Genomic DNA, 23,096 nt, shown 5'->3' on the forward strand with positions numbered 1-23,096 from the left:
GGGACAGAAGAAGGCCGGGGCATCGGGTCAAGCGACGCTTTAGGCCAGAGCCGGGAAGCCTTTGACCGGTTTCACTTTTTGCCGGTTATGCGTCGGTTTCCTCTTATTGGCTCGGGATCGACCACGGCAGATTTGGTCGGTGATTCTGCTTTGGGGAAGCAATGTCCACCCATGTGCGCCATCCGATCTGGCTCCCGGCCCTCAAGGCCGCGGATGCGCGCACCTTCGCCTCGCTCTACGCGGTCGAATCCTTCGCCCGCGCCACGGTGTCGAGCGTCATCCCGATCCAGGCCTACGAAATCCTTCACAACGAACAGATCGTCTCGATCCTCTACACCATCGTGGCGATGCTCGGCCTGTCGGTAACGTTGTTCATGCCGATGCTGATCCGCCGGTTTGCCCGGCGCTGGGTCTACACAGCAGGCGCTTGCCTGCTCGCCATCGGCTCGTTGTTCTTCGTCACCCACACGCTTGCCGGGCAAATCGCAGGCATGTTGTGCCGGGTGATGGGCGCCAGCGCGCTGTCGATCACGCTCAACCTTTACATCATGGACCACATCCGCAAGACCGACTTCATGCAGGCCGAATCGCTGCGCATGGCGTGGTCGATGTTCGCCTGGACCGGTGGGCCGACGCTCGGCATCTTCCTCTACACACGCTTCGGCATCTATGCCGCGCACGGCGCGGTGGCGGTGTTCGCGCTGGCGCTGCTGGCGCTGTTCTGGACCTATCGGCTGGGCGACAACCGGTCGATACGGCCGGGCAAGACCCGGCCGGCCAATCCGCTCGCCAATATCGGCCGCTTCATCGCGCAGCCGAGGCTGAGGCTTGCCTGGCTGATCGCCTTCGGCCGGTCCTGCTTCTGGTCGACCTTCTTCGTCTATGGACCGCTGTTCATGGTCATCACCGGCGAGGGCGAACTGGCCGGCGGCCTGCTGGTCTCGGCCGGCAATGCGCTGCTGTTCATGGCCATCTTCTGGGGCAAGGCGGGAAAACGCTTTGGCGGCCGCAAGACCATGACTTTTGCCTATTTCGCCATGTCGGCAATGCTGCTGGCGGCAGGCACGGTGGGAGCGAGTGCGCCGCTGCTGACCGGCGCTTTCCTGCTTGGTGGCGCGTTCTTCACCATTGCGCTCGATGCACTGGGTTCAACCGCCTTCATGCGCTCGGTGCGCTCCTATGAGCGGGCGCAGATGGCGGCGGTCTACCGCACCTATCTCGATTTTTCGGAGCTGACGCCGCCGCTGGTCTATTCCGTTGTGCTGGCCTTCTTCGGACTGGGCTCGGTGTTCATCACGCTCAGCCTGCTGGCCGCTGTATGCGGCTTCGTGACGTGGCGTTACCTGCCGAAGTCTTTGTGAGGATCAGGCAGAAAGCGCTGCGTGGCGCTCGCGCACCCAGTTGTGGAAGCGGTGCAGTTCATATTCCTCGGGCATCAGCACGCCGGCTTGGTGGCGCATCGAGCGCAGGCCCTTCTGGTTGACCTCGCAGATACCAGCATCCTCTTCCAGCACCTGTGTGCCGAAGGCGACGATGTTGTCGATGTCGGTCGTGGCCAGCGCCTCGGGCGCGAACAGCCATTCGGCGACAAGCTCCGTCTGTTCGGGGCCGAGCGGCACCAGGCGCACGGTCCTGACATAATCGACATGACCGACGATGAACATCGAGGGCAGGCTGGTGGCGTAGGTCTGGCCGGCGGCACGTTCGGCCGGTGTCAACCCTGAGAAGACCGGCCCGTGCGTCTGGCCGTCGCGCGACCAGGTTTCGGCCCCGGCGCGCAGGCCGCCTGAAAATTCCGGCGCATCATTGTCGGCGTGGCGGGTCCATTCTGGATCGTCATGCCGGCTCATCAGGCCGCGGCCATAGATCGGCACCAGCCGCGACAGGTCCTTGTGGACGCCCGGACAGTGCAGGCACTCGTTGAAGTTTTCCCAAAAAATCTTCCAGTTGCACTGCATCACCTTGCGCAGCACATGGCCTGAGACCAGCGTTTCCAGCGGCCAGTTGCCGAGATTGCCGGAGGCGGGGTCGAAGGATGCCTGTGCGGAGCCCGCCGCATTCTCCTGCAAATTGATGAAGACGAAGCCGCGCCACACCGAAAGTGCGACGCGATAGAGCGGGTGGTCGGCCTTGTCGAAGCCGTCCGGCAATGATTTCGACGGCACCCGCACGAGATCGCCGCGCAGCGAATAGGACCAGGCATGATAGGGGCAAGTGATCAGCCGCGCCTTCAGCCGGCCCTCGCTCTCCTGGCAAAGCTGCGAGCCGCGATGCCGGCAGGTGTTGTGGAAGGCGCGCAACTCGCCGGTGTCGTCGCGCAGCACGATGATGTCCTGCGTGCCGATGCGGAACCGGCGGAAGGCCAGCGGCTGGGCCAGATCGGCCTCGCGACAGACCAGCAGCCAGTTCTTGCACCAGATGGCATCGAGGTCGCGCTGGTAACTCTCACCATCCCAATAGGCCGACGAGGGCAGCGTCGGTTCAACCTGGGTCAGGCCGTTGTAGGGCGCGCTCGCTGGCAATCGGCTGCATGGCTGGCTTCCTGTGAAGAGGTCAGCCGACACCCGGCCATGACAATTGTCAATTGTCGTGCTTGGGGATGGCATGGCGCAATCGCGCTGATTGCCGGCGGAATTTGGTTTGCCGCGTGTTGCGATTTTCCCTATAGTCGCACAGTCGTCGGTTCCGTTTTGGAGCCAAGAGGGAATGCGGTGCGGGCTGACTTGTTGCCCAATGCCGTGGCTGCCCCCGCAACTGTGTGCGGTAGTCCTCTCCATATGCCACTGAAGATTTGTCTTCGGGAAGGTGGAGAAGGGCGCTGATCCGCGAGCCAGGAGACCTGCCGACGACGGCAAAACTGACAGGCCCTCGGGTGGAGGGTGAAAGGACAAGATATGACTACTGCTTCCGTCTCCCTCGGCGCCTCCGTCTCCTCGCAGTCGCGCTTCATGCAGCTGGCACTCGCCGCGCTGCTCGGCACCTTCATCATCGGCTTTGTCGGCTTCTCGCACATCGATGCGGTCCACAATGCCGGTCATGATAACCGGCATTCGATGGCGTTTCCCTGCCACTGACGAGGATCTGACATCATGAATCTGTTTCGCAACGTCGTGTTCATCGCGGCGATCGCCGGGCTCGTGGCCGGCGTCGTCCTCGCCTGCATGCAGGCCTATGCCACCGTGCCGCTGATCCTCAAGGCGGAAGTCTACGAACAGGCCGAAGGCGGCCACAAGCATGAGCACGCCGCGGCGCCGGCCGAAGCCGCCAGCGGCAACGCAATGGGCTCCGCCGCTCCTGCGGCATCGAACGCCATGAGCACTGCTGCGCCGGCACCGGCCGAGGCTGCCGCTCCGGCCGAAGACGAGGGTTGGGCGCCGGCCGACGGCTTCGAGCGCTTTGCCTTCAACGTCGTGTCCAATGTCGTCACCGGCATCGGCTTCGCGCTGATCCTGGTCGCGGTTTCGGAATTCGCCGGCGGCATCGGCAATTGGCGCCAGGGCGTCTTCTGGGGTCTTGCCGGCTTTGCCGTGTTCACGCTGGCGCCCGGTCTCGGCCTGCCGCCGGAACTGCCGGCCATGCCGGCGGCCGACCTGACGCAGCGCCAGATTTGGTGGGTGGCAACCGTGATCGCGACTGCCATCGGGCTCGGCCTGATCGCGTTCCGCAAGTCGCTGCCGCTGGCCATCCTTGCCGTGCTGCTGATCGTCGCTCCGCACATCGTCGGCGCGCCGCAGCCCGACAGCTTCGAGACGCCGATCCCGGAAGGCCTGCACCACCAGTTCGTGGTGGCGGTGACCGTGACCAATCTGGTGTTCTGGCTGGTGCTTGGTGCCGTCGTCGGCGTGGTGCGCGGACGCTTCACCGGCACCGCGACCAGCCTGCGCGACAGCTTTGCCTGATCACGGCAAGCTGACCTTCATCATTGGCGGTGCGCGCTCCGGCAAGAGCGCGCACGCCGAAACCCTGGCGATGGCGTTGCCCTCACCATGGGTCTATATTGCCACCGCGCAAGCCTATGACCACGAGATGTGCGAGCGCATCGCACTGCACCGCTCGCGGCGCGGCGAAGGCTGGACGACCATCGACGCACCGCTCGACCTTGCCGGCGCGCTTACGGCTTTGCCCGACAACCAGCCGGTGCTGGTCGACTGCCTGACGCTGTGGCTGACCAATCACATGCTGGCCGATCACGATCTCGAGCTGGAATGCCGGCGGCTGACGGATGTGCTGTCGCGGCCGCGCGGGCCCTGGTTCGTGGTGTCCAACGAAGTCGGCCAAGGTATCGTGCCTGACAATGCCCTGGCGCGCCGTTTTCGCGATGACGCCGGACGGCTCAACCAGCAGGTCGCGGCGATCGCCGACACCGTGCTGCTGATGGTGGCGGGGCTGCCGCTCAAGGTGAAATGAGATGACCGACATCGACAATAAGGACGAAGAGCGCCATCGCGCCAAGATGGCCAAACGCAAGGCGGTGCAGGACGCCGAGGTGGCGAGCAAAACGGTCGAGAAGGGGCTGCTGATCGTCAACACCGGTCCGGGCAAGGGCAAGACGACGGCTGCCTTCGGCCTGGCGCTGCGGATGCTCGGCTATGGCAAGCGCGTCGGTGTCGTCCAGTTCATCAAGGGCAAGTGGCACACCGGCGAGAAGGATGCGTTTGCTGCCTTCGGTGACCGTGTCGTCTGGCATGCGATGGGTGAAGGGTTCACCTGGGAAACGCAGGATCTGAAGCGCGACATCGCGGCAGCGGAAGCTGCCTGGGCCAAGGCGCTCGAGTTGATCGCCGATCCCACGATCAGCCTCGTCGTGCTCGATGAACTCAACATCGCGCTGCGTTACGACTATCTCGATCTCGACAAGGTGGTTGCCGCGCTGAAGGGCCGCCGCGAGGGCCTGCATGTCGTCGTTACCGGCCGCAACGCCAAGCCAGCGCTGGTCGAGGCGGCGGATCTGGTCACCGAGATGGGCGTGACGAAGCACCACTTTTCGGCAGGCGTGAAAGCGCAGCAGGGGATCGAGTTTTGAGGCTTCTCACCCTCCCCCTTGTGGGGAGGGTCGATCCGCGAAGCGGAGCGGGGTGGGGGGCTTGGCGCCGCACCCCCACCCCGGCGCTGCGCGCCGACCCTCCCCACAAGGGGGAGGGTGAGATCACGCCAGAATGACGACGACCGAGACCAACCCGAACAGCACGATCAGCAGATAATCGGCGACGCGGTAGAGTTTCAGTGCCTGCCTGATGTCGTCGCTGTCGACGTCGCGGCGGCCGCCTTCGCCCATGAAGACGTCGTCGACCACGATGCCGCCATAGCTGCGCGGCCCGGCCAGTGCCAGGCCAAGCGCGCCGGCCATGGCCGCTTCCGGCCAGCCGGCATTGGGCGAGCGGTGTTTTTTCGCATCGCGCCGCACCGCCTGCCAGGCACGGCGGGGGTCGGCATCCCTGACCAGGAAAGCCGCCAGCACGATCAGCAGCGCCGTCAGCCGCGATGCCGGCAGGTTGATCCAGTCGTCGAAGCGCGCCGCCGCCCAGCCGAAGGCCTCGTGGCGCGGCGTGCGGTGGCCGATCATCGAATCGGCGGTGTTGGCGGCCTTGTAGGCGGCGCCGCCTGCCAATCCGCCGACACCGGTCCAGAAGGCGGGGGCGACGATGCCGTCGGAAAAATTCTCGGCCAGGCTCTCGATCGCCGCGCGGCAGACGGCGGCGCGGTCGAGCGCTTCGGGGTCGCGGCCGACGATTCGCGAGACGGCGACACGGCCCATGGCGAGGCCGGCGCTGTCGAGCGCATCGGCCACGGCCTCGACGTGCTCGTAGAGGCTTTTCTGCGACAGCAGCGACGTGGCCAGAAGGGCGGCGATGAAGAACCCCAGGGGAACGAACCAGAGCAGGACAAGCTGCACGCAGAGGCCAATCACCGCCGGCACCAGCACGATGACCAGCAGCGCCTGGACACCGCGTTGGCGACGCAGCGCGTCGGGATCAGTGGCGCGGTTGAGCCTGCGATCGAGAAAGGATATCAGCCTGCCGAACCACGTCACCGGATGGCCGATGGCGCGGAACAGCCAGTCCGGGTAACCCAGGATGAATTCGACGGCTAATGACAGGAAAGCGATCAGGACTGACATGAAGCTTCTTGATGGAGCGGTGGACCATGGTGGAAGTCTTGGCCGGGCGCGGGGGCTTTTCCCCAACGCTCGACAGCCTTTCGTCGACCTCTCGACTGGTATCAATCCGCACTCCTACCCGCTTTTCGACCTGCCCGCCACCTCGCTGTCGCGATTGCCGGAAGCCGGGCGCGGGCGCGAGCTGACAGAAATCGCGGCCAGCACCTATGGCGCGCCGTCGCCAGCCAATGTCGTCGCAGCGCCCGGCACGCAGATCCTGTTGCCGCGCGTGGCGTCGCTGATGGGGCCCGGCAAGGCATTGGTGCTGGGGCCGACCTATGCCGAACACGCGCGAGCAGCGGCGATCGCCGGTCACGGGGTGACGGAAGTCAGCGATTTTGCTGCACTGGCGGACGCCGACCTTGCCATTGTCGTCAATCCGAACAATCCGGACGGTCGCGTCATCGAGCGCGACCGGTTGCTGGCGCTGGCCACCGGGCTGCGCGCAAAAGGCGGGCTGCTGGTCGTCGACGAGGCATTCATGGATGTCGGCCCGCGCGAACACAGCCTCGCCGGTGATGTCGATCAAGGTGGCATCGTCGTGCTGCGCTCGTTCGGCAAGTTCTTTGGCTTGGCCGGCCTCCGGCTTGGCTTCGCGCTTTCCGATGCCGCAACCGTAGAATTGCTGGAAACGCAATTCGGCCCATGGGCCGTGGCCGGTCCGGCGCTGGAATATGGCATTCGCGCGCTTGCCGATATTGGCTGGCAGGACGCGATGCGGGCATCCCTTGCCGAGGCAGCCGCGCGGCTCGACGGACTGTTCGGCTGTTTCGGCGTGCCGGTCGCGGGCGGCACCACGCTGTTCCGCTATCTCAGCCTGCCGGATGCCGCCGGCGTGTTTTCAGCGCTGGGCGAGCGCGGCGTCCTGCTTCGGCATTTCTCCGACCGGCCGCATGTCCTGCGCGCCGGTCTGCCAGGGAGTCAGGAGGAATGGCTGCGGCTCGAATCCGCCCTTGCCGAATGGGCGACACGGCGCGAGGATCGGTCAAAGGGTTCAAAACGATGATCCATGTCTGCTCGCTGGCGAAGATCGAGGAAACGGTGGCAAGGACCGGCGCCGACCGCATGCTGTCGCTGCTTTCCGTCGGAACCGATGTGACGCGTCCGCCCTCGATAGCGAGGGAAAACCACCTGCACCTGGTCATGCACGACATCGCGGTGGCGCAGGACGGCATGACCATGCCGGGCGAGGAGCATGTCCGCAACCTGCTCGATTTCGCCCGCCGCTGGGACCGGGCGAAGCCCATGGTCGTGCATTGCTATGCCGGCATCAGCCGCTCGACGGCCTCGGCCTATATCATCGCCGCTGCACTCGCGCCAAAACGCGACGAGGCCGAACTGGCCCGGACGTTGCGGGCGCTGTCGCCGTCGGCGACGCCCAATCCACGGCTGATTGCCGTGGCTGACGCACTGCTTGATCGCAACGGCCGCATGATCGAGGCGATCCAGTCTATCGGGCGCGGCGCCGATGCTTTTGAGGGCACGCCGTTCGCGCTGAAGATCGATAGCTAGGCGGCTATCTCAGCCAGTCGGCGAGCTTCGCCTTGCGCACATCCCTGAGCAGGCTGATGAAACCATCGGCCTGATATTCAGCGGTCAGCCGGCCTTTCTCTGATGTCGCAATGCTGGCGTCGCCGACCACGCCGTTCGGGTTGAGATCCCCAGCGATCCAGGCGAAGGCGTGGGTGCCGGTGTGGCGCAGCAGCGCGAATTCCTTCTCAGCCCTGGCGACATTGGAAACGAAATTGTCGGCCTTGCCCATGTCGACGAGATCCGGCCGGAAATGCAGCATCAGCGAGGTCTCGACATCGCCGCCATGGATGCCGTGACGGTCCTCGAGCTCGGTGTACATGCCGGCCGGGCGGCCGAAGCGCTGCCAGCTGGTCTTTACCGCCAGCATCTTTTCGCGCACGCGCAATTCGCGCGTGATGATGCCCATGATCTCTTCATTGCCGCCATGCGAGTTGACGACGATGAGCTTGCGCACGCCGGCGCGCGCGATCGACAGGCCAAGCTCGGTCCAGGCCTCGACCAGCGTCGTTGCCGGCAAAGTGAGGGTGCCCGGTGCATGCAGATGCTCGTTCGACTTTCCCACCGCCTGGACCGGCAGGATACGGATGTCGAGATCGTCGGGCAGGCGGGCGATCACCGTGTCGAGCATGCCGTTCATGATCGAGGTGTCGGTCGAGACAGGCAGATGCGGTCCATGCTGCTCGATCGCCGCCACCGGCAGCACGGCGATCGTCGCCTCCGGATCGATCGATGCATATTCGGTGGTCCGGTAGTCGCCCCACCACACACGTCTTTTGGCTACAGTCATGTCATGCCTCTTGAATGGTCGGCCAGACCTAGCGCGGCGCGGGCGGCCTGTCGATCACCCGGCCGCGATGGCTTCGACCTCGACCTTGAACTCTGGCCGGGCAAAGCCGGAAACAATCATCAGCGTCGAGGCCGGCGCAGGGCTCGAAAACAGCCGGTCGCGGACGTCCATATAGGGGCGCAAATGCGCGCGGTCGGTGACGTAGGCGTTGATGCGAACGATATACTGGAGTCCCAGCCCAGCCTCGCCGAGGATCGCCTCGATGTTGCGGAAGCAGAGCTCGGCCTGGGCGCCGGCGTCCTCGGGAATCTGGTCGTCCGCCGTGATCGCGACCTGGCCGGAGCACAGCACCAGCCGCTTGCCCGGCGGCACCTCGACGCCGTGGCTGTAGCGGGCAAAAGGCGGCTTGATCGACTTCGGGGTGAGGAATCTGAACATGGCAATCTCCTGGATACCGCCAGCCTAAGGTGGGATGCGTTACAGCTTCAAGATGGCGGTGCATGTTGCCCGTGCGATTGTGGACAGGCGTTCAAAAAATAGGCACGATGCCTCCGGTGCAGCACGACCTTTCCGGCTTTCGCAGATGGCTGTGGTGCAGGCGGGCGGGTCCCGGCGCGAGACGCCGGTGGCATGTGTCTTGCTTCTTGAATCTTTGGTGTCGAGCCTGGCGCGTGGCGCCGGAGCAAACAGAGGGTGGTTGTCGATGTACGCAAAACAGAAGATCTCGGTGGCGGTGGTGGCCCTGCTGGCGGCCAGCACGCTGGGGGCCGCGGCGAATGAAAAAGTCACCTTCGGCACCAACTGGTTGGCCGAGCCGGAGCATGGCGGCTATTACCAGGCCGTGGCGGACGGCACCTACGCCGCCTGCGGCCTCGACGTCGCCATCATGCAGGGCGGCCCGCAGGTCAGCGGCCGGCCGATGCTTTTGGCCGGCAAGATCGATTTCTACATGGGCGGCAATCTGCTGTCGGCCTTCGACGCCGTCCAGCAAGGCATTCCGATGCGCGTGGTGGCCGCCGACTTCCAGAAGGACCCGCAGGTCATCATGTCCCACCCCGGCGAGGGGCTGGATAAGTGGGAAGACCTCAAGAACGCCGCGCAGTACATATTGGGTGACGAGGGTGCCCAGACCTTCTTCCAGTGGATGGTCATCGAGCTCGGCTTCGACGCCGCCAAGCGCGCGCCCTACACCTACAACACCGCTCCCTTCCTCGCCAACAAGAAGTCGATCCAGCAGGGTTACGTCACCTCGGAGCCGTTCGCGGTCAAGAAGGAAGGCGGCTTCGTGCCGAACCAGTTCCTGCTCGCCGACTATGGCTGGGACACCTATTCGACGACGATCGAGGTGATGCAGGACACGATCGACAAGAAGCCGGAAGTGGTCCAGTGCTTCGTCGATGGCTCGGCCAAGGGCTGGTACAAATACCTCTACGGCGACAACAAGGTCGCCAACGACATGATCAAGAAAGACAATCCTGACATGACGGACGACCAGATCGCCTTCTCGATCGACCAGATGAAGAAGTTCGGCCTTGCCGATTCCGGCGACACCGAGAAGCTCGGCATCGGCGCCATGACCGATGCGCGGATCAAGAGCTTCTATGACAAGATGGTCAAGGCCAAGGTCACGCCTGCAGGCATCGATATCACGAAGGCCTATACGCTGACCTTCGTCAACAAGGGCGTCGGGCTCGACCTGAAGAAATAGGCCAGTCCGGGCATGATAGGGGAAAAGGTGGCGCGAGCGCCGGCATCGGACGTCGCTCCGACCTTGCTGGCGCTGCGCGGCGTCGGCAAGGTGTTTTCCAACGGCGTGACGGCGTTGAGCGATGTCGACCTGACGATCCGGGAAGGCGATTTCCTCAGCCTGCTCGGGCCGTCCGGCTGCGGCAAGTCGACGGCGTTGCGGCTGATCGCGGGCCTGTCGACGCCGACCTCCGGCGTGCTCGACTGGCGCGGCGGCGGCTCGCTCGACCGCGCCAACATCGGCTTCGTCTTTCAGGAGCCGACGCTGCTGCCTTGGGCGAGCGTCTTCGACAATGTCTGGCTGCCGCTGCGGCTAAAAGGTATTTCCCGCGCCAAGGCCGCACCGGCGATAACGGAGATGCTGGCGCGGGTGCACCTGACCGGCTTCGAGGACGCCGTGCCGCGCGAACTGTCCGGTGGCATGAAGATGCGCGTTTCGATCGCGCGGGCCATGGTGACCAAGCCGCGCGTGCTTTTGATGGACGAACCGTTCGCGGCGCTCGACGAGATCACCCGCTTCAAGCTCAACAACGACCTGCTGGAGCTTTGGCAAGAAGAACGCTTCACCGTCGTCTTCGTCACCCACAGCGTTTTCGAGAGCGTGTTTCTCTCCAACCGGGTGGTCGTCATGGCGGCGCGGCCGGGCAGGGTCTTCGACGAACTGGCCATCGAGGCCTCCTATCCGCGCGACGAGGCGTTTCGCACCTCGCCCGACTATGCGGCGCTTTGCCGGCAAGCCTCGGACGTGTTGGTCAATGCCATCAATTCAACAGCGGGCGCGCATCATGACGGCCATTGACGAAGGTGTGCTCAAACTCGACCCGGAGGAAGCGCGCCGCGTGCGCCAGGAGCAGTTTGAACGGATCGGCCGCTGGGTGCTGCCGCTGGCGATCATGATCCTGGCGATCTGGCTGTGGGACCGCATCTGCGTGTGGAACGAGATTCCGCAATATATCCTGCCGCGCCCCGGCGTGGTGTTGCAGACACTCTTCAACGACGCTGGCCTGCTGTTCTCCTCGCTGCTGGTCACCTTGCGCATCACCTTCCTCAGCCTGGCCTTGGCTGTCATCGGCGGCGTCGGCCTGTCAGTGCTGTTCACGCAGTCGAAATGGGTGGAGATGTCGTTCTTCCCGTTCGCCATCGTGCTGCAGGTGACGCCGATCGTGGCGATCTTTCCGCTGATCAACATCTATGTGAACAATCAGACGACCAAGCTTCTGCTGTGCGCCTGGATCGTCGCCTTCTTCCCGATCCTGTCCAACACCACGCTTGGCCTGAACTCCGTCGACCGCAATCTGCGCGACCTGTTCAAGCTCAATGGCGCGACGCGCTGGCAGCAGTTGCGCTATCTCAGATTGCCGGCGGCGATGCCGTATTTCCTCGGCGGATTGAAGATCGCCGGCGGTCTGTCGCTGATCGGCGCCGTGGTGGCCGAGTTCGTCGCCGGCACCACCGGCCAGTCGTCGGGGCTCGCCTCGCGCATCATCGAGGCCGGCTATCGGCTCAACGCGCCAAGGCTGTTCGCGGCGCTGTTCCTGATCTCGCTGACCGGTATCCTGATCTTCCTCGTGCTGTCGCTGATCTCGCATCTCATTTTGCGGCGCTGGCACGAGAGCGCACTGAAGCAGGAGCGGTAGTGCCTTGATTCCAGACTCAGCTTCATACCGGCTCGCCAATGCCCGACTTCACGCATCGCTGACGTCGGGGTTCGCTGCGGCCTATGACGGGGATGGCTTTGCGCTGGTCGACATCACTGTCACCGACGGCAAGATCGCGGGCATTACCGCGCATGATCGGGCAGCGGCGCCGGATGGCGCGGTCAATCTTGCTGGCCGCATCATGCTGCCCTGCTTCGTCGACTGCCACACACATATCGACAAGGGCCATATCTGGCCGCGAAAGCCCAATCCCGATGGCACTTTCATGGGAGCGCTCAATGCCGCGGGCGCCGACCGCGTCGCGCGCTGGAGCGCCGAGGATCTTGCCAAGCGCATGGATTTCTCGCTGCGCTCGGCCTATGCGCACGGCACCAGGGCGCTGCGCACCCATCTCGACAGCGTCGCGCCGCAGGAGGAGATCTCCTGGCCGGTGTTCGAAACGATGCGCGAGGCCTGGCGCGGTCGTATCGAATTGCAGGGCGCCTGCCTGCTCGGTATCGAGGGCGTGCGCGACAGAAAGTGGTTCGACAGGCTGGCGAAACGGGTTGCCGGCGCCAAGGGCGTGCTTGGTGTGGTCACCTATATGGTGCCGGATTTGGAAGAGCTGCTCGACCATGTCTTCGCACAGGCGATCAAGCATGGCCTCGATCTCGATTTCCACGCCGACGAAACCAACGACATTGCCGCCATCTCGCTGAAGAAGATCGCCGAGGCGGCGCTCTGGAACGGCTTCGAGGGCAACATCCTCGTCGGCCATTGCTGCTCGCTGGCGCGCCAGCCCGATCTCGAGGTGCTGGACACGCTGGACAAGGTGGCGAAGGCGGGGCTGGCGGTGGTGTCGCTGCCGATGTGCAACCTCTATCTGCAGGATCGGCGCGGGGACCAGACCACGCCGCGCTGGCGTGGCGTGACGCTGCTGCATGAGATGAAGGCGAGAGGCATTCCGGTCGCCGTCGCGTCCGACAATACGCGTGACCCCTTCTATGCCTATGGCGATCTCGACATGCTGGAAGTCTACCGCATGGCGACGCGCATCCTGCATTTCGATCATCCGGTCGCCGACTGGCCGCAAGCGGTCACCGCGACGCCGGCCAGGGTGATGCGGCTCGACGGTTTCGGCACGCTTGCCGCCGGCGGCGATGCCGACTTTATCCTGTTCAAAGGTCGAAGCTGGACCGAATTGCTGTCGCGGCCCGAATCGGATCGCATCGTCGTGCGCGCCGGCCGCGCGATCGACCGGCAATTGCCCGACTATGCCGAACTCGATGAACTGATGGTGGAATGATGGATGTTTCGGCGCTCAAACGCGATCTCGACGGGCTGAAACTCGACGACAATCCGGCCATCGTCCAGCAGAAGAGCCGTGACTTCTACTGGTACAGCCCGGTGCTGAAACAGCAGCTCGACCATGTCACCGGCGATTTGATCGTGACGCCGAAGACCGAGGCCGAGTTGATCCGTGTGCTCGCCGCTTGCCATAGGCATGGCGTGCCGGTGACGCCGCGCGGCAGCGGCACCGGCAATTACGGCCAGGCGATGCCGCTCTCCGGCGGCGTGGTGCTCAACCTTGCCGAGATGAACGAGATCAAGTCGATCGCGCCGGGGCGCGTGGTGACCGGACCGGGCGCGGTCCTGGCCGATATCGACAAGGCGACGCGGGCGCATTCCGGGCAGGAGCTGCGGCTGTCGCCGTCCACCTACAACACCGCCTCGATCGGCGGCTTCATTGCCGGTGGCTCGGGCGGCGTCGGTTCGATCAATTTCGGCGGGTTGCGCGATTTCGGCAACGTTCTGCGGCTACGCGTGGTGACCATGGAGGCCGAGCCGAAGGCGCTCGAACTCACCGGCGAGGATTTGCATAAGGTGACCCACGCCTACGGCACCAACGGCATCATTACGGAAGTCGAGATGCCGCTGACCGCGGCCTATGAGTGGGTCGATGTCATTGTCGGCTTCGATGCCTTCATGGATGCGGCGCGCTATGGCAATGCGCTGGCGTGCCAGGACGGCATCCTGACCAAGCTGATCACGCCGATCGCCTCACCCGTGCCGCAGCTTTATTTCAAACGCCACCAGAAATTTTTCAAGGAAGGGCAAAGCATCTGCGTCGTCATGGTGGCGCAGCATGGGCTGGATGCCTTCCTTGCCTTCACCCGGCGCGCCGGCGGCGAGGTGATTTTCAACGCCGCCACAGCGACGCCGGAGGAGAAAAAGGGCCTGCCGCCGGCCTATGAGCTGGCCTGGAACCATACGACGCTGAGAGCGCTGCGCGTCGATCCAGACATCACCTATCTGCAATCGCTCTATCCGTTTCCCAACCAGTTGGCGCTGGTCGAAAAGATGGACGCGATGTTTCCGGGCGAAGTGTTCTCGCATCTCGAATTCGTGCGGCTGGACGGCAACATCACCTGTTTCGGCCTGCCGCTGGTGAAATTCACCACCGAGGCGCGGCTCGACGAAATCGTTCGGTTGCATGAGGAAAATGGCTGCCCGATCTTCAACCCGCACCGCTACACGCTGGAGGAGGGCGGCATGAAGCAGACGGATGCCGTGCAGCTCGCCTTCAAGCGTGAGACGGACCCGCAAGGCCTGCTCAATCCGGGCAAGATGATCGCCTGGGAAAATCCCGACTATGACTACCGGTCCGGGCGGACTTTCTTGTTCAAGGGGCTGCAGAGGGCGGGATGAGGAGAGGTTTGCGCTTGAACACCCCCCTCTGTCCTGCCGGACATCTCCCCCGCAAGGGGGGAGATCGGGCTGCCGCAACGCTTTCGCCAATTGTCAGCGTGGCAGGTTGGCCGCAGCGCTTAAGCTGCCAATCTCCCCCCTTGCGGGGGAGATGCCCGGCAGGGCAGAGGGGGGTGCCTCGCGCTGACGTCTGGGATGTGCTTCGCGCTGACCTGCGGGACGTCCTCCCGTGAACATCCTCGTCCTCCACGCCCATCCGGTCGAGACCAGCTTCAATGCCGGCCTGCACCGGTTGATCGTCGAGCGGCTGACGGCGGCGGGCCATACGGTCGACGACTGCGATCTCTACGCCGAGGATTTCGACCCGCGGCTGACGCGCCAGGAGAGGCTGGACTATCACAACCAGCGCGGCTCCGCAGACCCAGTTGCCCCTTATGTCGAGCGCCTGTTGCGGGCCGAGGCGCTGGTGCTTTCCTATCCGGTCTGGAACTACGGCTTTCCCGCGATCCTCAAAGGCTTTTTCGATCGCGTCTTCCTGCCTGGCGTTTCGTTCAGGCTGGTCGACGGCAAGGTGCAGCCGTCGCTGCACAACATCAAGAAGATCGCGGCGGTCACCACCTATGGTGGCAGCCGGTTCCGCGCCATTGTGATGGGTGATCCACCGCGCAGACTGATCAAGCGCATGCTGCGCGCCACGGTAAAGCCGGGCGCACCGGTGGCTTATCTCGCGCACTACGCAATGAACCTGTCGACCGACGAAACGCGGAAATCGTTCATGACCAGGGTTGCGGCGAGCATGGATGCGTTCTGATGCGGGTCCTCGTGGTTTATTGCCATCCGGTGCCGGAAAGCTTTTGCGCCGCCATTCGCGACACCGCTCTGGATGTGCTGAAGGCAAGGGGCTGGGAGGTGCGGCTGCTCGATCTCTATGCCGAGAAATTCGACCCGGTGATGGGCTGCGAGGAGCGGCGCAGCTACAATGACCAGGCGCCACGGGATCCGGCGCTGAAGCCGCATTTCGAACTGCTCAACTGGGCCGAGGCGATCCTGTTCGTCTATCCGACCTGGTGGTACGGGCTGCCGGCGATGTTGAAGGGCTGGCTCGACCGGGTGTGGGCGACCGACGTCGCCTTCAAGCTGCCGGCGGGCAAGGGGCGGATCAAATCGCTGATGACGCATGTTACCAAGGTCGGCGTCATCACCACCTGCGGCGCGCCGACCTGGTGGAGCGTCGTCGTCGGCCAGCCCGGACGCAAGACCTTGCTGCGCGGCATGCGGGCGCTGTGCGCGAGACGCTGCAAGACGTTCTTCTTGGCGCATTATCTGATGGATGCCTCGACGCCGGCAACGAGGGCGGCGTTTCTGGCAAAGGTGCGGACGAAGCTGGCAAGGTTTTGAGGAATTAGCGTCCTTCTCCCCGTTCTACGGGGAGAAGATGCCGGCAGGCAGATGAGGGGCAGCGCGAACTTTCGAATGCCAGCGCCGCCCCTCATCCGGCCCTTCGGGCCACCTTCTCCCCGTAAACGGGGCGAAGGAAGACCGCGCTACATCCTCGTGCGTTCCGCTTTCGGATCATACATCGGCTTCAACGACGCCTCTGCCGCAAACCGCTCGCCGGCGATCTCGATTTCGTAGGATGAGGTCAGCACATCCGCCTCGCTCTCGCCTTGGCACGGCACATAGCCCAGCCCGATCGCGCCGCCGAGATGGTGGCCGTAATTGCCTGAGGTGATCGGGCCGACGATCTTGCCGTCGCGCAGGATCGCTTCGTTGTGGAAGAGCAGGGGTTGCGGGTCCTTCAGGCGAAACTGGACCAGGCGGCGGCTCAATCCGGCTTCCTTCTTCTTCAACACCGCATCGCGGCCGAGAAAATCGCCCTTGGCCGTCTTCACCGCGAAGCCGAGACCGGCCTCCAGCACGTTGTCCTCGTCGGTGATGTCATGGCCGAAATGCCGGAAGGCCTTTTCGATGCGGCAGGAATCCAGCGTGTGCAGGCCGCAGAGTTTCAGCCCGACATCCGCGCCGGCTTCGTCGATCGCCTCGAAGACATGGGCGGCCTGATCGGTCGAGACATAGAGCTCCCAGCCGAGTTCGCCGACATAGGTGACGCGGTGGGCGCGGGCGAGGCCCATGCCGATCTCGATCTCCTGAAACGTGCCGAACGGGTTGTTCTTATTGGAGAAGTCGTTCGGGCTGACCTTCTGGATCAGCTTTCGCGCATCGGGCCCCATCAGGCAGAGCACGCTTTCAGCGGCGGTCACATCTGTGATGACGACGAATTCCTCGCCGACATGGCGGCGCAGCCAGGCGAGGTCGCGCTGCAGCGTGGCACCCGGCACGACGAGGAAGTAGGCCGTATCCGACAGCCGCGAGACGGTGAGGTCGCTCTCGATGCCGCCGCGCTGGTTGAGCATCTGCGTGTAGACGATCTTGCCCGGCGCCACGTCCATGTCGTTGGCGCACAGCTTCTGCAGGAAGGCACAGACGTCACGGCCCTCGACACGGATCTTGCCGAAGGAGGTCATGTCGAACAGGCCGACCTTGTTGCGGACCGCCAGGTGCTCCTCGCGCTGGTTGTCGAACCAGTTCTGCCGCTTCCAGGAATAGCGGTATTCGCGCTCCTGTCCCTCGCGGGCGAACCAGTTGGCGCGCTCCCAGCCAGCGACCTCGCCGAACACGGCGCCACGCGCCTTCAGGTGCTCATGCAAAGGCGAGCGGCGAACATTTCTAGACGTAGCCATCTGGCGATAGGGGAAATGGTCGGCATAGAGCAGGCCGAGCGTTTCGGAGACGCGCTCCTTGAGATAACGGCGGTTTTTCTGGAACGGCTGGGCGCGGCGGATGTCGACTTCCCAGAGGTCGAAGGGCGCTTCGCCATCGTTGATCCATTGCGCCAGCGCCATGCCAGCGCCGCCGGAGGAGACGATGCCGATCGAATTGTAGCCGGTCGCCATCCAGTAGCCGGACAATTCCGGCGCTTCGCCGAGATAGTAGCGGTCGTCGGGTGTAAAGCTTTCGGGGCCATTGAAGAAGGTGTGGATGCCGGCGGTGGCCAGCATCGGCATGCGGTTGACGCCCATTTCGAGGATCGGCTCGAAATGATCCATATCCTCGGGCAATTGGTCGAAGCAGAAATCCTCGCGGATGCCGTCCATGCCCCATGGCTTGGCCACCGGCTCGAAGGCGCCAAGCATCATCTTGCCGGCGTCTTCCTTGTAGTAGGCGCACTCGTCGGGTACGCGCAGCACCGGCAGGCGGGAGAGGCCGGGGATCGGCTCGGTGACGAGATAGAAATGCTCGCAGGCGTGCAGCGGGATGGTGACGCCGTTCTGGGCGCCCAGTTCGCGCGCCCACATGCCGGCGCAGTTGACGACGATGTCGGCCTCGATGGTGCCTTGGTCCTCGCCCTGTGCCCAGGATACGCCGGTGACGCGGCCGTTCCTGGTATGGACCCTGGTGACCTTCACATTCTCAACGATGGTGGCGCCGCGCTGGCGCGCACCCTTGGCCAGCGCCATGGCGATGTTGGCCGGGTCGCACTGGCCGTCGAGCGGCAGATGCACGGCGCCGACGACGTCGGAGACGTTGAGATGCGGATACATCTCTTTGACTTCGTTGGGAGAAATCTCGCGCACGTCGACATCGAAGGCGCGGGCGAGCGACGCCTGCCGGTAGATCTCGTGCTTGCGCTCCTCGGTGAGCGCAACGGTGATCGAGCCGACCTGGCGCATGCCGGTGCCGACCTCGGTCTCGGCTTCCAGCTTGACGTAGAGATCGGCCGAATATTTCGCCAGCCGCGTCATATTCTGCGAGCCGCGCAGCTGGCCGATCAGGCCGGCGGCATGCCATGTCGTGCCCGAGGTCAGCTGCTTGCGTTCCAGAAGCACGATGTCGGTCCAGCCGAGCTTGGCCAGGTGATAGGCGACCGAACAGCCGGAGACACCGCCGCCGATGATGACGGCCCTTGCTTTGGTGGGGATGGTCTTGGGGGCGCTCATGCGGCCTCGCGGCGATAGGTGGAAGCAAAACGGCGCAGTCGAAGTGCTGCTTCTTGGAGAATCGGCTGCGGTTGGCAGAGGCTGATGCGGATGTGGCCGGCGGCGGCTTCGCCGAAGCTGGAGCCGGGCATCACGCCGACATTCTCCTTGTCGAGGAAGGCGAAGGCGAATTTCTCGTCGTCGGGTTCGACCGCAGATATGTCGAGCATGACATACATGCCGCCTTCGGAGCCGCGCACGCTGACATCGTTCATGCCGCGCACGGCATCGAGGAAGACGGTGCGGCGCGCCGCGTAGCGCTCGGCGATGTCCTTGACGCCGTAATGGTTCTCAAGCGCCTCCGCGCAGGCGACCGAGATGAAGGCCGGCAGGCCGTAGGTCGTCACCAGATTGAGATTGATCAGCAGCGTGATCATCGCCTCAGGACCGGTCAGCCAGCCCATGCGCCAGCCGGTCATGCCATGGCTCTTGGACATGGAATTGATGACCAGCGTGCGCTCGGCCATGCCGGGCAGCGAGCGCGGCGAGACGTGCTCGCCGCCGCCCAGCGTCCAGTAGACTTCGTCCGACAGCAACCAGAGGTCATGCTCGCGGCAGATTTCGGCCAGCTGTTCGAGCCGCTCGCGCGAATAGACCGCACCGGTCGGGTTGTTCGGCGTGTTGATCAGGATGGCGCGTGTGTTGGGCTTGAGTGCAGCGCGGATCATGTCGGCGTGCGGCTGGAATCCATCCTCTGCCGGCGTCTCTACCACGGTGAAACTGGCACCTGCAGCGCTGAACGTGTTGGGATATGTAGCGTAGTAGGGGGCAACGACGATGGCGTGGTCGCCCTGGTCGAGCACGGCCTGCACGGCCGCGTAGAGTGCGGCCTGGCCGCCGGGCGTGGCGATCACCTGATCCGGCGTCGTCTCGACGCCGGTGCAGGCGCTCGATGCGACCGCCATCGCCTGACGCAGGCGCGGCAGGCCGGGCAACGGCGTGTAGTGGTGATTGCTGCCGCGAACCGCGGCCACGCAGGCCTCGATCGTTTGCGAGGGCGTGTCGAAATCATGGTCGCCGACCGACAGCATGATGATGTCCTCGCCGGCCGCCTTGCGAGCCCAGGCGGCCGAGTGGACTTCCCAGCCATCCTTGCCCGACGGGACGATGCCGGAAATGCGAGACGATGGTCTAGGCATGTATATCTCCCGAAATCTCATAGCCGGCCTGTTCGAGCCGGTCGCGCAGCGCAGCGATATGCGGCGGTCCGACTTCGCAGCAGCCGCCGACGATGTCGGCACCTGCCTCCACCCAGCCGATCGCCTGCTCGGCATAGGCGTCCGGGCCGAGGTCGTGGCGGGCGTGCAGCACATCGACGGTACCGCCGTGCTTGAGCGCCTCAGTGGAGGTGAAGCCATTGGCATAGGCGCCGACCGGGCCGCCGAGATCGATCAGTTCAGGCAAGGCGGCGGCGATCGCTTCCGGCCGGCAGCAGTTGAGCAGCCGCGCCGCTATCGGCAGGCCATCGAGCGCGCTGGCCGCGGCGGCTATTGTTTCGCCGCTGCGCAGCCGCGGTGCGCCGTGATCGGCGAGCGTCCACGACACCCAGACCGGCTTGCCACTTTCCGATGCCGCGGTGACGGCCGCGCGCGCCTCATCGGCCGACGCCATGGTTTCGCAGAGGAAGAGATCGACACCGTCCGCCTGCTCGGCAACGATGCGGCGGTAGATGTCGAGCGTCTCCTGGTAAGAGATGGTCAGCGCCGGGGCGTAGCTGCCGAAAAGCGGCGACAGGCAGCCGGCGATCGCCGCGTCGCCGGCTTCGTCGCGAGCTTGCCTGGCCAGTTCGATGCCACGCTTCTGCAACGGCTTGAACAGGTCCTCGGCGCCCTCGCGCGCCAGGCGTTCGGGTGTCGCGGAATAGGTGTTGATGGTGATGACGCGCGCGCCGGCACGGATGAATTCGGCATGCAGGTCGCGCACCAGATCCGGTTCATCGATCAGCACCCTGGCCGACCACAACGGCGTCGGCTCGGACTTGCTGCGGCGGACCAGTTCCTGGCCCATGCCGCCATCGGTGAGGATGACTTTCTTCATGCGCGCAGCCTCTCGTTCCTGGGATCCCAGAGCGGCTCATCCTTCTGCACCACCGCCTGGAAACGGTCGCCGAAGATTTCGACCTCGACGGAGGTGCCCGGCTCGGTCAAATCCACGCGCAGCATGCCGAGCGCGATCGACTTGTCGATGCGATGGCCCCAGCCGCCTGATGTGGTCTCGCCGACGATCTGGCCGCCATGCCAAAGCGTCGACATGTAGGGCGCGTCGCAATCGCCGGGGTTTTCGACGACCAGCGTGACGAAGCGCTTCTTCACGCCTTGCTGCTTTTCGTTCTGAAGTGCGGCCTTGCCACGGAAGTCGGGCTTTTCCCATTTGACGAAGCGCTCGAGCCCGCCCTGCAGGATGGAATAGTCGGTCGACAGATCGCCCTTCCAGGTGCGGTAGCCTTTTTCGAGCCGCAACGAATCCAACGCATACATGCCGAACGGTTTCAGGCCATGCTTTTGTCCTGCCGCGCAGATGGCATCGAAGATGGCGGCGGTATCGTCAACCCTGGTGTGGATTTCCCAGCCGAGCTCGCCGGCGAAGGAGACACGCACCAGCTTGGCCCAGCGGCCGGCGATCTTCGTTTCCTGATGCGTCAGCCACGGCAAGGAGAGGTCGGCGTCGCAGACATCGGCGAGGATTTTTCGTGAGTTGGGGCCAGCAAGGATCTGGGTGGAGAATTCCTCTGTCCGGTCGATCAGCTTGAATGGTGCGTCCTTGGGCATGCGCGATTTCAGCCACTCGAAATCGTGCCATTGCGCGACCGCGGCAGTGATCAGCGTCATCACATTCTCGTCGTGGCGCACGACGGACATTTCTGTGACGATGCGGCCCTTGTCGTCGGCGAAATAGACGAGGCCGATGCGGCCGGGCTTCGGCACCAGGCCGGTGACCTGCAGGCTCAGCCATTCGGCGGCACCGGGGCCTTCGAGGTTGAAGCGCGAGAAACCCGGCAGGTCGAGGATGCCGGCGGCGTCGCGCACCGCCAGGCACTCCTCGCGGACGCGATGCTGCCAGGGCCCGTTGCGGCGGAAGGTCAGCGTCGCTTCCTCGGAAATGTCGTCGCCGTCCTTCGCGTACCAGGTGGCGCGCTCCCAGCCATTGTAGGCATCGAAGCGGCCACCGAACGCCTTGATGCGGTCATGGATCGGCGACAGTTTGCGGTCACGCCCTTCAGGCCAGGCATGGCGCGGGAACTGGATGGCGTATTCGTTGCCGTAGATTTCCATGCCCTTGGCGACGCAATAGTCGGGCGCCGAGGCAAAGGACGTGAAGCGGCGCGGATCGCAGGACCACATGTCCCATTCCGTGTGGCCTTGCGTGATCCATTCCGCCAGCACCTTGCCGGCGCCACCGCCCTGGGCGATGCCGAAGGTGAAGACGCAGGCCTCGAAGGCATTGGGCACGCCGGGCATCGGGCCGATCAGCGGATTGCCGTCCGGCGCATAGGGGATCGGTCCGTTGATAACCTTGGACAGGCCGGCGGTGCCCAGGATCGGCACGCGGGCGACGGCATCGGCCAGGTAATGTTCCAGCCGGTCGAGATCGTCGGGGAAGAGCTGGAAGGAAAAATCCTCCGGCATCGGATCGTTTTGGGTTGCCCAATGCGCCCGGCAATTGCGCTCATAGGGGCCGAGATTCATGCCGGCCTTTTCCTGGCGCAGATAATAGGACGTATCGACGTCGCGCAGCAGCGGTAGTTTCTTGCCCTGTTCCTTCGACCAGGCGGCGAGCTCGGGGATCTTCTCGAACAGGATATATTGGTGGCTCATCACCATCATCGGCACCTCGCGGCCGAACATCTTGCCGACTTCGGCGGCACGGTAGCCAGCGGCGTTGACGACGATCTCGCAGCGGATCTCGCCTTGCGGCGTGGTGACCACCCATTCGTCCTTTTCGCGGCGAACGCCTGACACCGGGCAGAAGCGGATGATTTTCGCGCCCATGTCGCGCGCGCCCTTGGCCAGCGCCTGGGTGAGCTGCGCCGGGTCGATGTCGCCGTCGCTCGGGTCATAGAGCGCGCCTTTCAGGTCATGCGTCTCGATGAAGGGATAGCGGCGCTTGATCTCGTCGACGCCGACCACGTCGATGTCCATGCCCTGATAGCGGCCCATGCCCTTGGCGCGCTGGAATTCCTGCATCCGCTCCTTGGAATGGGCGAGCCGCAGCGAGCCGGTGACGTGGTAGTTCATGGGATAGTCGACCGCGTCGGCGAGGCCGCGGTAAAGCTCGGTCGAATAGCGCTGCATGTTCATCAGCGACCAGGACGAGGAGAAGGTCGGCACATTGCCGGCGGCATGCCAGGTCGAGCCCGATGTCAGCTCGTTTTTTTCCAAGAGCACGCAGTCGGTCCAGCCCGCCTTGGCAAGATGATAGAGCGAGGAGGTGCCGACAACACCACCTCCGATGATCACCACGCGCGCCGTGCTCGGCAAACCCGCCATGTT

Annotated in this window: 22 protein-coding genes and 1 riboswitch; of the genes, 14 read left to right on the plus strand and 8 right to left on the minus strand. The window is 64.3% G+C overall.

Annotated features, from left to right (window positions below; all coding sequences use genetic code 11):
* Window positions 1–161: 161 nt before the first annotated feature.
* Window positions 162–1,361, plus strand: a complete 1,200-nt coding sequence (locus DBIPINDM_RS32960) for an MFS transporter (protein ID WP_258583113.1) — start codon at window positions 162–164, stop codon at window positions 1,359–1,361.
* Window positions 1,362–1,364: 3 nt separating this feature from the next.
* On the opposite strand, the gene DBIPINDM_RS32965 is transcribed toward DBIPINDM_RS32960, so the two are convergent.
* The gene (locus DBIPINDM_RS32965; protein WP_258583114.1) at window positions 1,365–2,522 is read right to left on the minus strand and encodes an aromatic ring-hydroxylating oxygenase subunit alpha; all 1,158 of its coding nucleotides are present in this window, start codon (window positions 2,520–2,522) and stop codon (window positions 1,365–1,367) included.
* 141 nt (window positions 2,523–2,663) lie between these two features.
* Window positions 2,664–2,862: riboswitch (cobalamin riboswitch) on the plus strand.
* A gap of 32 nt (window positions 2,863–2,894) precedes the next feature.
* On the opposite strand from DBIPINDM_RS32965, the gene DBIPINDM_RS32970 reads away from it, so the two are divergent.
* Genes DBIPINDM_RS32970 through cobO form a run of 4 tightly spaced genes read left to right on the plus strand, consistent with a single transcriptional unit; the run spans window position 2,895 to window position 5,023 of the window.
* Window positions 2,895–3,074, plus strand: coding sequence for a CbtB domain-containing protein (locus DBIPINDM_RS32970; protein ID WP_027029535.1), 180 nt, complete (start codon window positions 2,895–2,897; stop codon window positions 3,072–3,074).
* Window positions 3,075–3,089: 15 nt separating this feature from the next.
* Window positions 3,090–3,899: a CbtA family protein gene (locus tag DBIPINDM_RS32975; protein WP_258583115.1), complete on the plus strand. Its 810-nt coding sequence runs from the start codon at window positions 3,090–3,092 to the stop codon at window positions 3,897–3,899.
* Window positions 3,892–4,407, plus strand: a complete 516-nt coding sequence (gene cobU, locus DBIPINDM_RS32980) for a bifunctional adenosylcobinamide kinase/adenosylcobinamide-phosphate guanylyltransferase (protein ID WP_258583116.1) — start codon at window positions 3,892–3,894, stop codon at window positions 4,405–4,407. The genes DBIPINDM_RS32975 and cobU overlap by 8 nt, the downstream gene beginning before the upstream one ends.
* Window position 4,408: 1 nt before the next feature.
* Window positions 4,409–5,023, plus strand: a complete 615-nt coding sequence (gene cobO, locus DBIPINDM_RS32985; RefSeq protein ID WP_258583117.1) for a cob(I)yrinic acid a,c-diamide adenosyltransferase — start codon at window positions 4,409–4,411, stop codon at window positions 5,021–5,023.
* A gap of 123 nt (window positions 5,024–5,146) precedes the next feature.
* On the opposite strand, the gene cbiB is transcribed toward cobO, so the two are convergent.
* Window positions 5,147–6,118, minus strand: a complete 972-nt coding sequence (cbiB, locus tag DBIPINDM_RS32990; RefSeq protein ID WP_258583118.1) for an adenosylcobinamide-phosphate synthase CbiB — start codon at window positions 6,116–6,118, stop codon at window positions 5,147–5,149.
* Between cbiB and cobD the strand changes: the two genes are divergently transcribed.
* Both cobD and DBIPINDM_RS33000 read left to right on the plus strand, forming a co-directional pair.
* A complete protein-coding gene (gene cobD, locus DBIPINDM_RS32995) occupies window positions 6,117–7,163 on the plus strand; it encodes a threonine-phosphate decarboxylase CobD (RefSeq protein WP_258583119.1) in 1,047 nt (348 codons plus the stop codon). The genes cbiB and cobD overlap by 2 nt on opposite strands.
* Complete coding sequence (locus tag DBIPINDM_RS33000) at window positions 7,160–7,669, plus strand: tyrosine phosphatase family protein (protein ID WP_258583120.1); 510 nt, start codon at window positions 7,160–7,162, stop codon at window positions 7,667–7,669. The genes cobD and DBIPINDM_RS33000 overlap by 4 nt, the downstream gene beginning before the upstream one ends.
* A gap of 4 nt (window positions 7,670–7,673) precedes the next feature.
* On the opposite strand, the gene DBIPINDM_RS33005 is transcribed toward DBIPINDM_RS33000, so the two are convergent.
* Window positions 7,674–8,477 carry a creatininase family protein gene (locus DBIPINDM_RS33005; RefSeq protein WP_258583121.1) on the minus strand — a complete coding sequence of 268 codons (804 nt, stop codon included), beginning with the start codon at window positions 8,475–8,477 and terminating at the stop codon, window positions 7,674–7,676.
* Between the two features lie 54 nt (window positions 8,478–8,531).
* Window positions 8,532–8,915 carry a RidA family protein gene (locus tag DBIPINDM_RS33010; protein WP_258583122.1) on the minus strand — a complete coding sequence of 128 codons (384 nt, stop codon included), beginning with the start codon at window positions 8,913–8,915 and terminating at the stop codon, window positions 8,532–8,534.
* A gap of 265 nt (window positions 8,916–9,180) precedes the next feature.
* On the opposite strand from DBIPINDM_RS33010, the gene DBIPINDM_RS33015 reads away from it, so the two are divergent.
* The 7 genes from DBIPINDM_RS33015 (at window position 9,181) to DBIPINDM_RS33045 (ending at window position 15,967) form a co-directional block, all read left to right on the plus strand.
* The gene (locus tag DBIPINDM_RS33015) at window positions 9,181–10,185 is read left to right on the plus strand and encodes an ABC transporter substrate-binding protein (protein ID WP_258583123.1); all 1,005 of its coding nucleotides are present in this window, start codon (window positions 9,181–9,183) and stop codon (window positions 10,183–10,185) included.
* A 12-nt stretch (window positions 10,186–10,197) separates the two neighbouring features.
* The gene (locus tag DBIPINDM_RS33020; RefSeq protein ID WP_258583124.1) at window positions 10,198–11,022 is read left to right on the plus strand and encodes an ABC transporter ATP-binding protein; all 825 of its coding nucleotides are present in this window, start codon (window positions 10,198–10,200) and stop codon (window positions 11,020–11,022) included.
* Window positions 11,009–11,860, plus strand: a complete 852-nt coding sequence (locus DBIPINDM_RS33025) for an ABC transporter permease (protein ID WP_258583125.1) — start codon at window positions 11,009–11,011, stop codon at window positions 11,858–11,860. Before DBIPINDM_RS33020 ends, DBIPINDM_RS33025 begins: the two co-directional genes overlap by 14 nt.
* A gap of 4 nt (window positions 11,861–11,864) precedes the next feature.
* Entirely contained in the window at window positions 11,865–13,166 is a 1,302-nt protein-coding gene (locus tag DBIPINDM_RS33030) for a cytosine deaminase (RefSeq protein WP_258583126.1), read from the plus strand.
* Window positions 13,166–14,569: an FAD-binding oxidoreductase gene (locus DBIPINDM_RS33035; RefSeq protein WP_258589401.1), complete on the plus strand. Its 1,404-nt coding sequence runs from the start codon at window positions 13,166–13,168 to the stop codon at window positions 14,567–14,569. Before DBIPINDM_RS33030 ends, DBIPINDM_RS33035 begins: the two co-directional genes overlap by 1 nt.
* Before the next feature lie 229 nt (window positions 14,570–14,798).
* Window positions 14,799–15,380, plus strand: coding sequence for an NAD(P)H-dependent oxidoreductase (locus DBIPINDM_RS33040; RefSeq protein WP_258583127.1), 582 nt, complete (start codon window positions 14,799–14,801; stop codon window positions 15,378–15,380).
* Entirely contained in the window at window positions 15,380–15,967 is a 588-nt protein-coding gene (locus DBIPINDM_RS33045) for an NAD(P)H-dependent oxidoreductase (RefSeq protein WP_258583128.1), read from the plus strand. The genes DBIPINDM_RS33040 and DBIPINDM_RS33045 overlap by 1 nt, the downstream gene beginning before the upstream one ends.
* A gap of 146 nt (window positions 15,968–16,113) precedes the next feature.
* Here DBIPINDM_RS33045 and DBIPINDM_RS33050 read toward each other — a convergent pair whose 3' ends face one another.
* The 4 genes from DBIPINDM_RS33050 to DBIPINDM_RS33065 are packed head-to-tail and all read right to left on the minus strand — an operon-like array spanning window position 16,114 to window position 23,093.
* On the minus strand, window positions 16,114–18,567 hold the full coding sequence (locus tag DBIPINDM_RS33050; RefSeq protein WP_258583129.1) for a GcvT family protein: 2,454 nt from the start codon (window positions 18,565–18,567) through the stop codon (window positions 16,114–16,116).
* Entirely contained in the window at window positions 18,564–19,745 is a 1,182-nt protein-coding gene (locus tag DBIPINDM_RS33055; RefSeq protein ID WP_258583130.1) for a pyridoxal phosphate-dependent aminotransferase, read from the minus strand. The genes DBIPINDM_RS33050 and DBIPINDM_RS33055 overlap by 4 nt, the downstream gene beginning before the upstream one ends.
* Window positions 19,738–20,643: a homocysteine S-methyltransferase family protein gene (locus DBIPINDM_RS33060; protein WP_258583131.1), complete on the minus strand. Its 906-nt coding sequence runs from the start codon at window positions 20,641–20,643 to the stop codon at window positions 19,738–19,740. Before DBIPINDM_RS33060 ends, DBIPINDM_RS33055 begins: the two co-directional genes overlap by 8 nt.
* Window positions 20,640–23,093: a GcvT family protein gene (locus DBIPINDM_RS33065; protein ID WP_258583132.1), complete on the minus strand. Its 2,454-nt coding sequence runs from the start codon at window positions 23,091–23,093 to the stop codon at window positions 20,640–20,642. The genes DBIPINDM_RS33060 and DBIPINDM_RS33065 overlap by 4 nt, the downstream gene beginning before the upstream one ends.
* Between the last annotated feature and the right edge of the window lie 3 nt (window positions 23,094–23,096).

The sequence above is a fragment of the Mesorhizobium sp. AR02 genome, assembly GCF_024746835.1.
GTDB lineage: Bacteria > Pseudomonadota > Alphaproteobacteria > Rhizobiales > Rhizobiaceae > Mesorhizobium.

Excerpts from the sequence above, each read along its gene's own strand:
- cobD (WP_258583119.1), top strand. The coding sequence starts at position 6,117 with ATGAAGCTTCTTGATGGAGCGGTGGACCATGGTGGAAGTCTTGGCCGG.
- DBIPINDM_RS32960 (WP_258583113.1), top strand. The coding sequence starts at position 162 with ATGTCCACCCATGTGCGCCATCCGATCTGGCTCCCGGCCCTCAAGGCC.
- cobO (WP_258583117.1), top strand. The coding sequence starts at position 4,409 with ATGACCGACATCGACAATAAGGACGAAGAGCGCCATCGCGCCAAGATG.
- DBIPINDM_RS33010 (WP_258583122.1), bottom strand. The coding sequence starts at position 8,915 with ATGTTCAGATTCCTCACCCCGAAGTCGATCAAGCCGCCTTTTGCCCGC.
- DBIPINDM_RS33050 (WP_258583129.1), bottom strand. The coding sequence starts at position 18,567 with ATGAGCGCCCCCAAGACCATCCCCACCAAAGCAAGGGCCGTCATCATC.
- DBIPINDM_RS33055 (WP_258583130.1), bottom strand. The coding sequence starts at position 19,745 with ATGCCTAGACCATCGTCTCGCATTTCCGGCATCGTCCCGTCGGGCAAG.
- DBIPINDM_RS33025 (WP_258583125.1), top strand. The coding sequence starts at position 11,009 with ATGACGGCCATTGACGAAGGTGTGCTCAAACTCGACCCGGAGGAAGCG.
- DBIPINDM_RS33060 (WP_258583131.1), bottom strand. The coding sequence starts at position 20,643 with ATGAAGAAAGTCATCCTCACCGATGGCGGCATGGGCCAGGAACTGGTC.
- DBIPINDM_RS33005 (WP_258583121.1), bottom strand. The coding sequence starts at position 8,477 with ATGACTGTAGCCAAAAGACGTGTGTGGTGGGGCGACTACCGGACCACC.
- DBIPINDM_RS33020 (WP_258583124.1), top strand. The coding sequence starts at position 10,198 with ATGATAGGGGAAAAGGTGGCGCGAGCGCCGGCATCGGACGTCGCTCCG.
- DBIPINDM_RS32970 (WP_027029535.1), top strand. The coding sequence starts at position 2,895 with ATGACTACTGCTTCCGTCTCCCTCGGCGCCTCCGTCTCCTCGCAGTCG.
- DBIPINDM_RS33000 (WP_258583120.1), top strand. The coding sequence starts at position 7,160 with ATGATCCATGTCTGCTCGCTGGCGAAGATCGAGGAAACGGTGGCAAGG.
- DBIPINDM_RS33035 (WP_258589401.1), top strand. The coding sequence starts at position 13,166 with ATGGATGTTTCGGCGCTCAAACGCGATCTCGACGGGCTGAAACTCGAC.
- DBIPINDM_RS32975 (WP_258583115.1), top strand. The coding sequence starts at position 3,090 with ATGAATCTGTTTCGCAACGTCGTGTTCATCGCGGCGATCGCCGGGCTC.
- DBIPINDM_RS33015 (WP_258583123.1), top strand. The coding sequence starts at position 9,181 with ATGTACGCAAAACAGAAGATCTCGGTGGCGGTGGTGGCCCTGCTGGCG.
- DBIPINDM_RS33045 (WP_258583128.1), top strand. The coding sequence starts at position 15,380 with ATGCGGGTCCTCGTGGTTTATTGCCATCCGGTGCCGGAAAGCTTTTGC.
- DBIPINDM_RS33065 (WP_258583132.1), bottom strand. The coding sequence starts at position 23,093 with ATGGCGGGTTTGCCGAGCACGGCGCGCGTGGTGATCATCGGAGGTGGT.
- cbiB (WP_258583118.1), bottom strand. The coding sequence starts at position 6,118 with ATGTCAGTCCTGATCGCTTTCCTGTCATTAGCCGTCGAATTCATCCTG.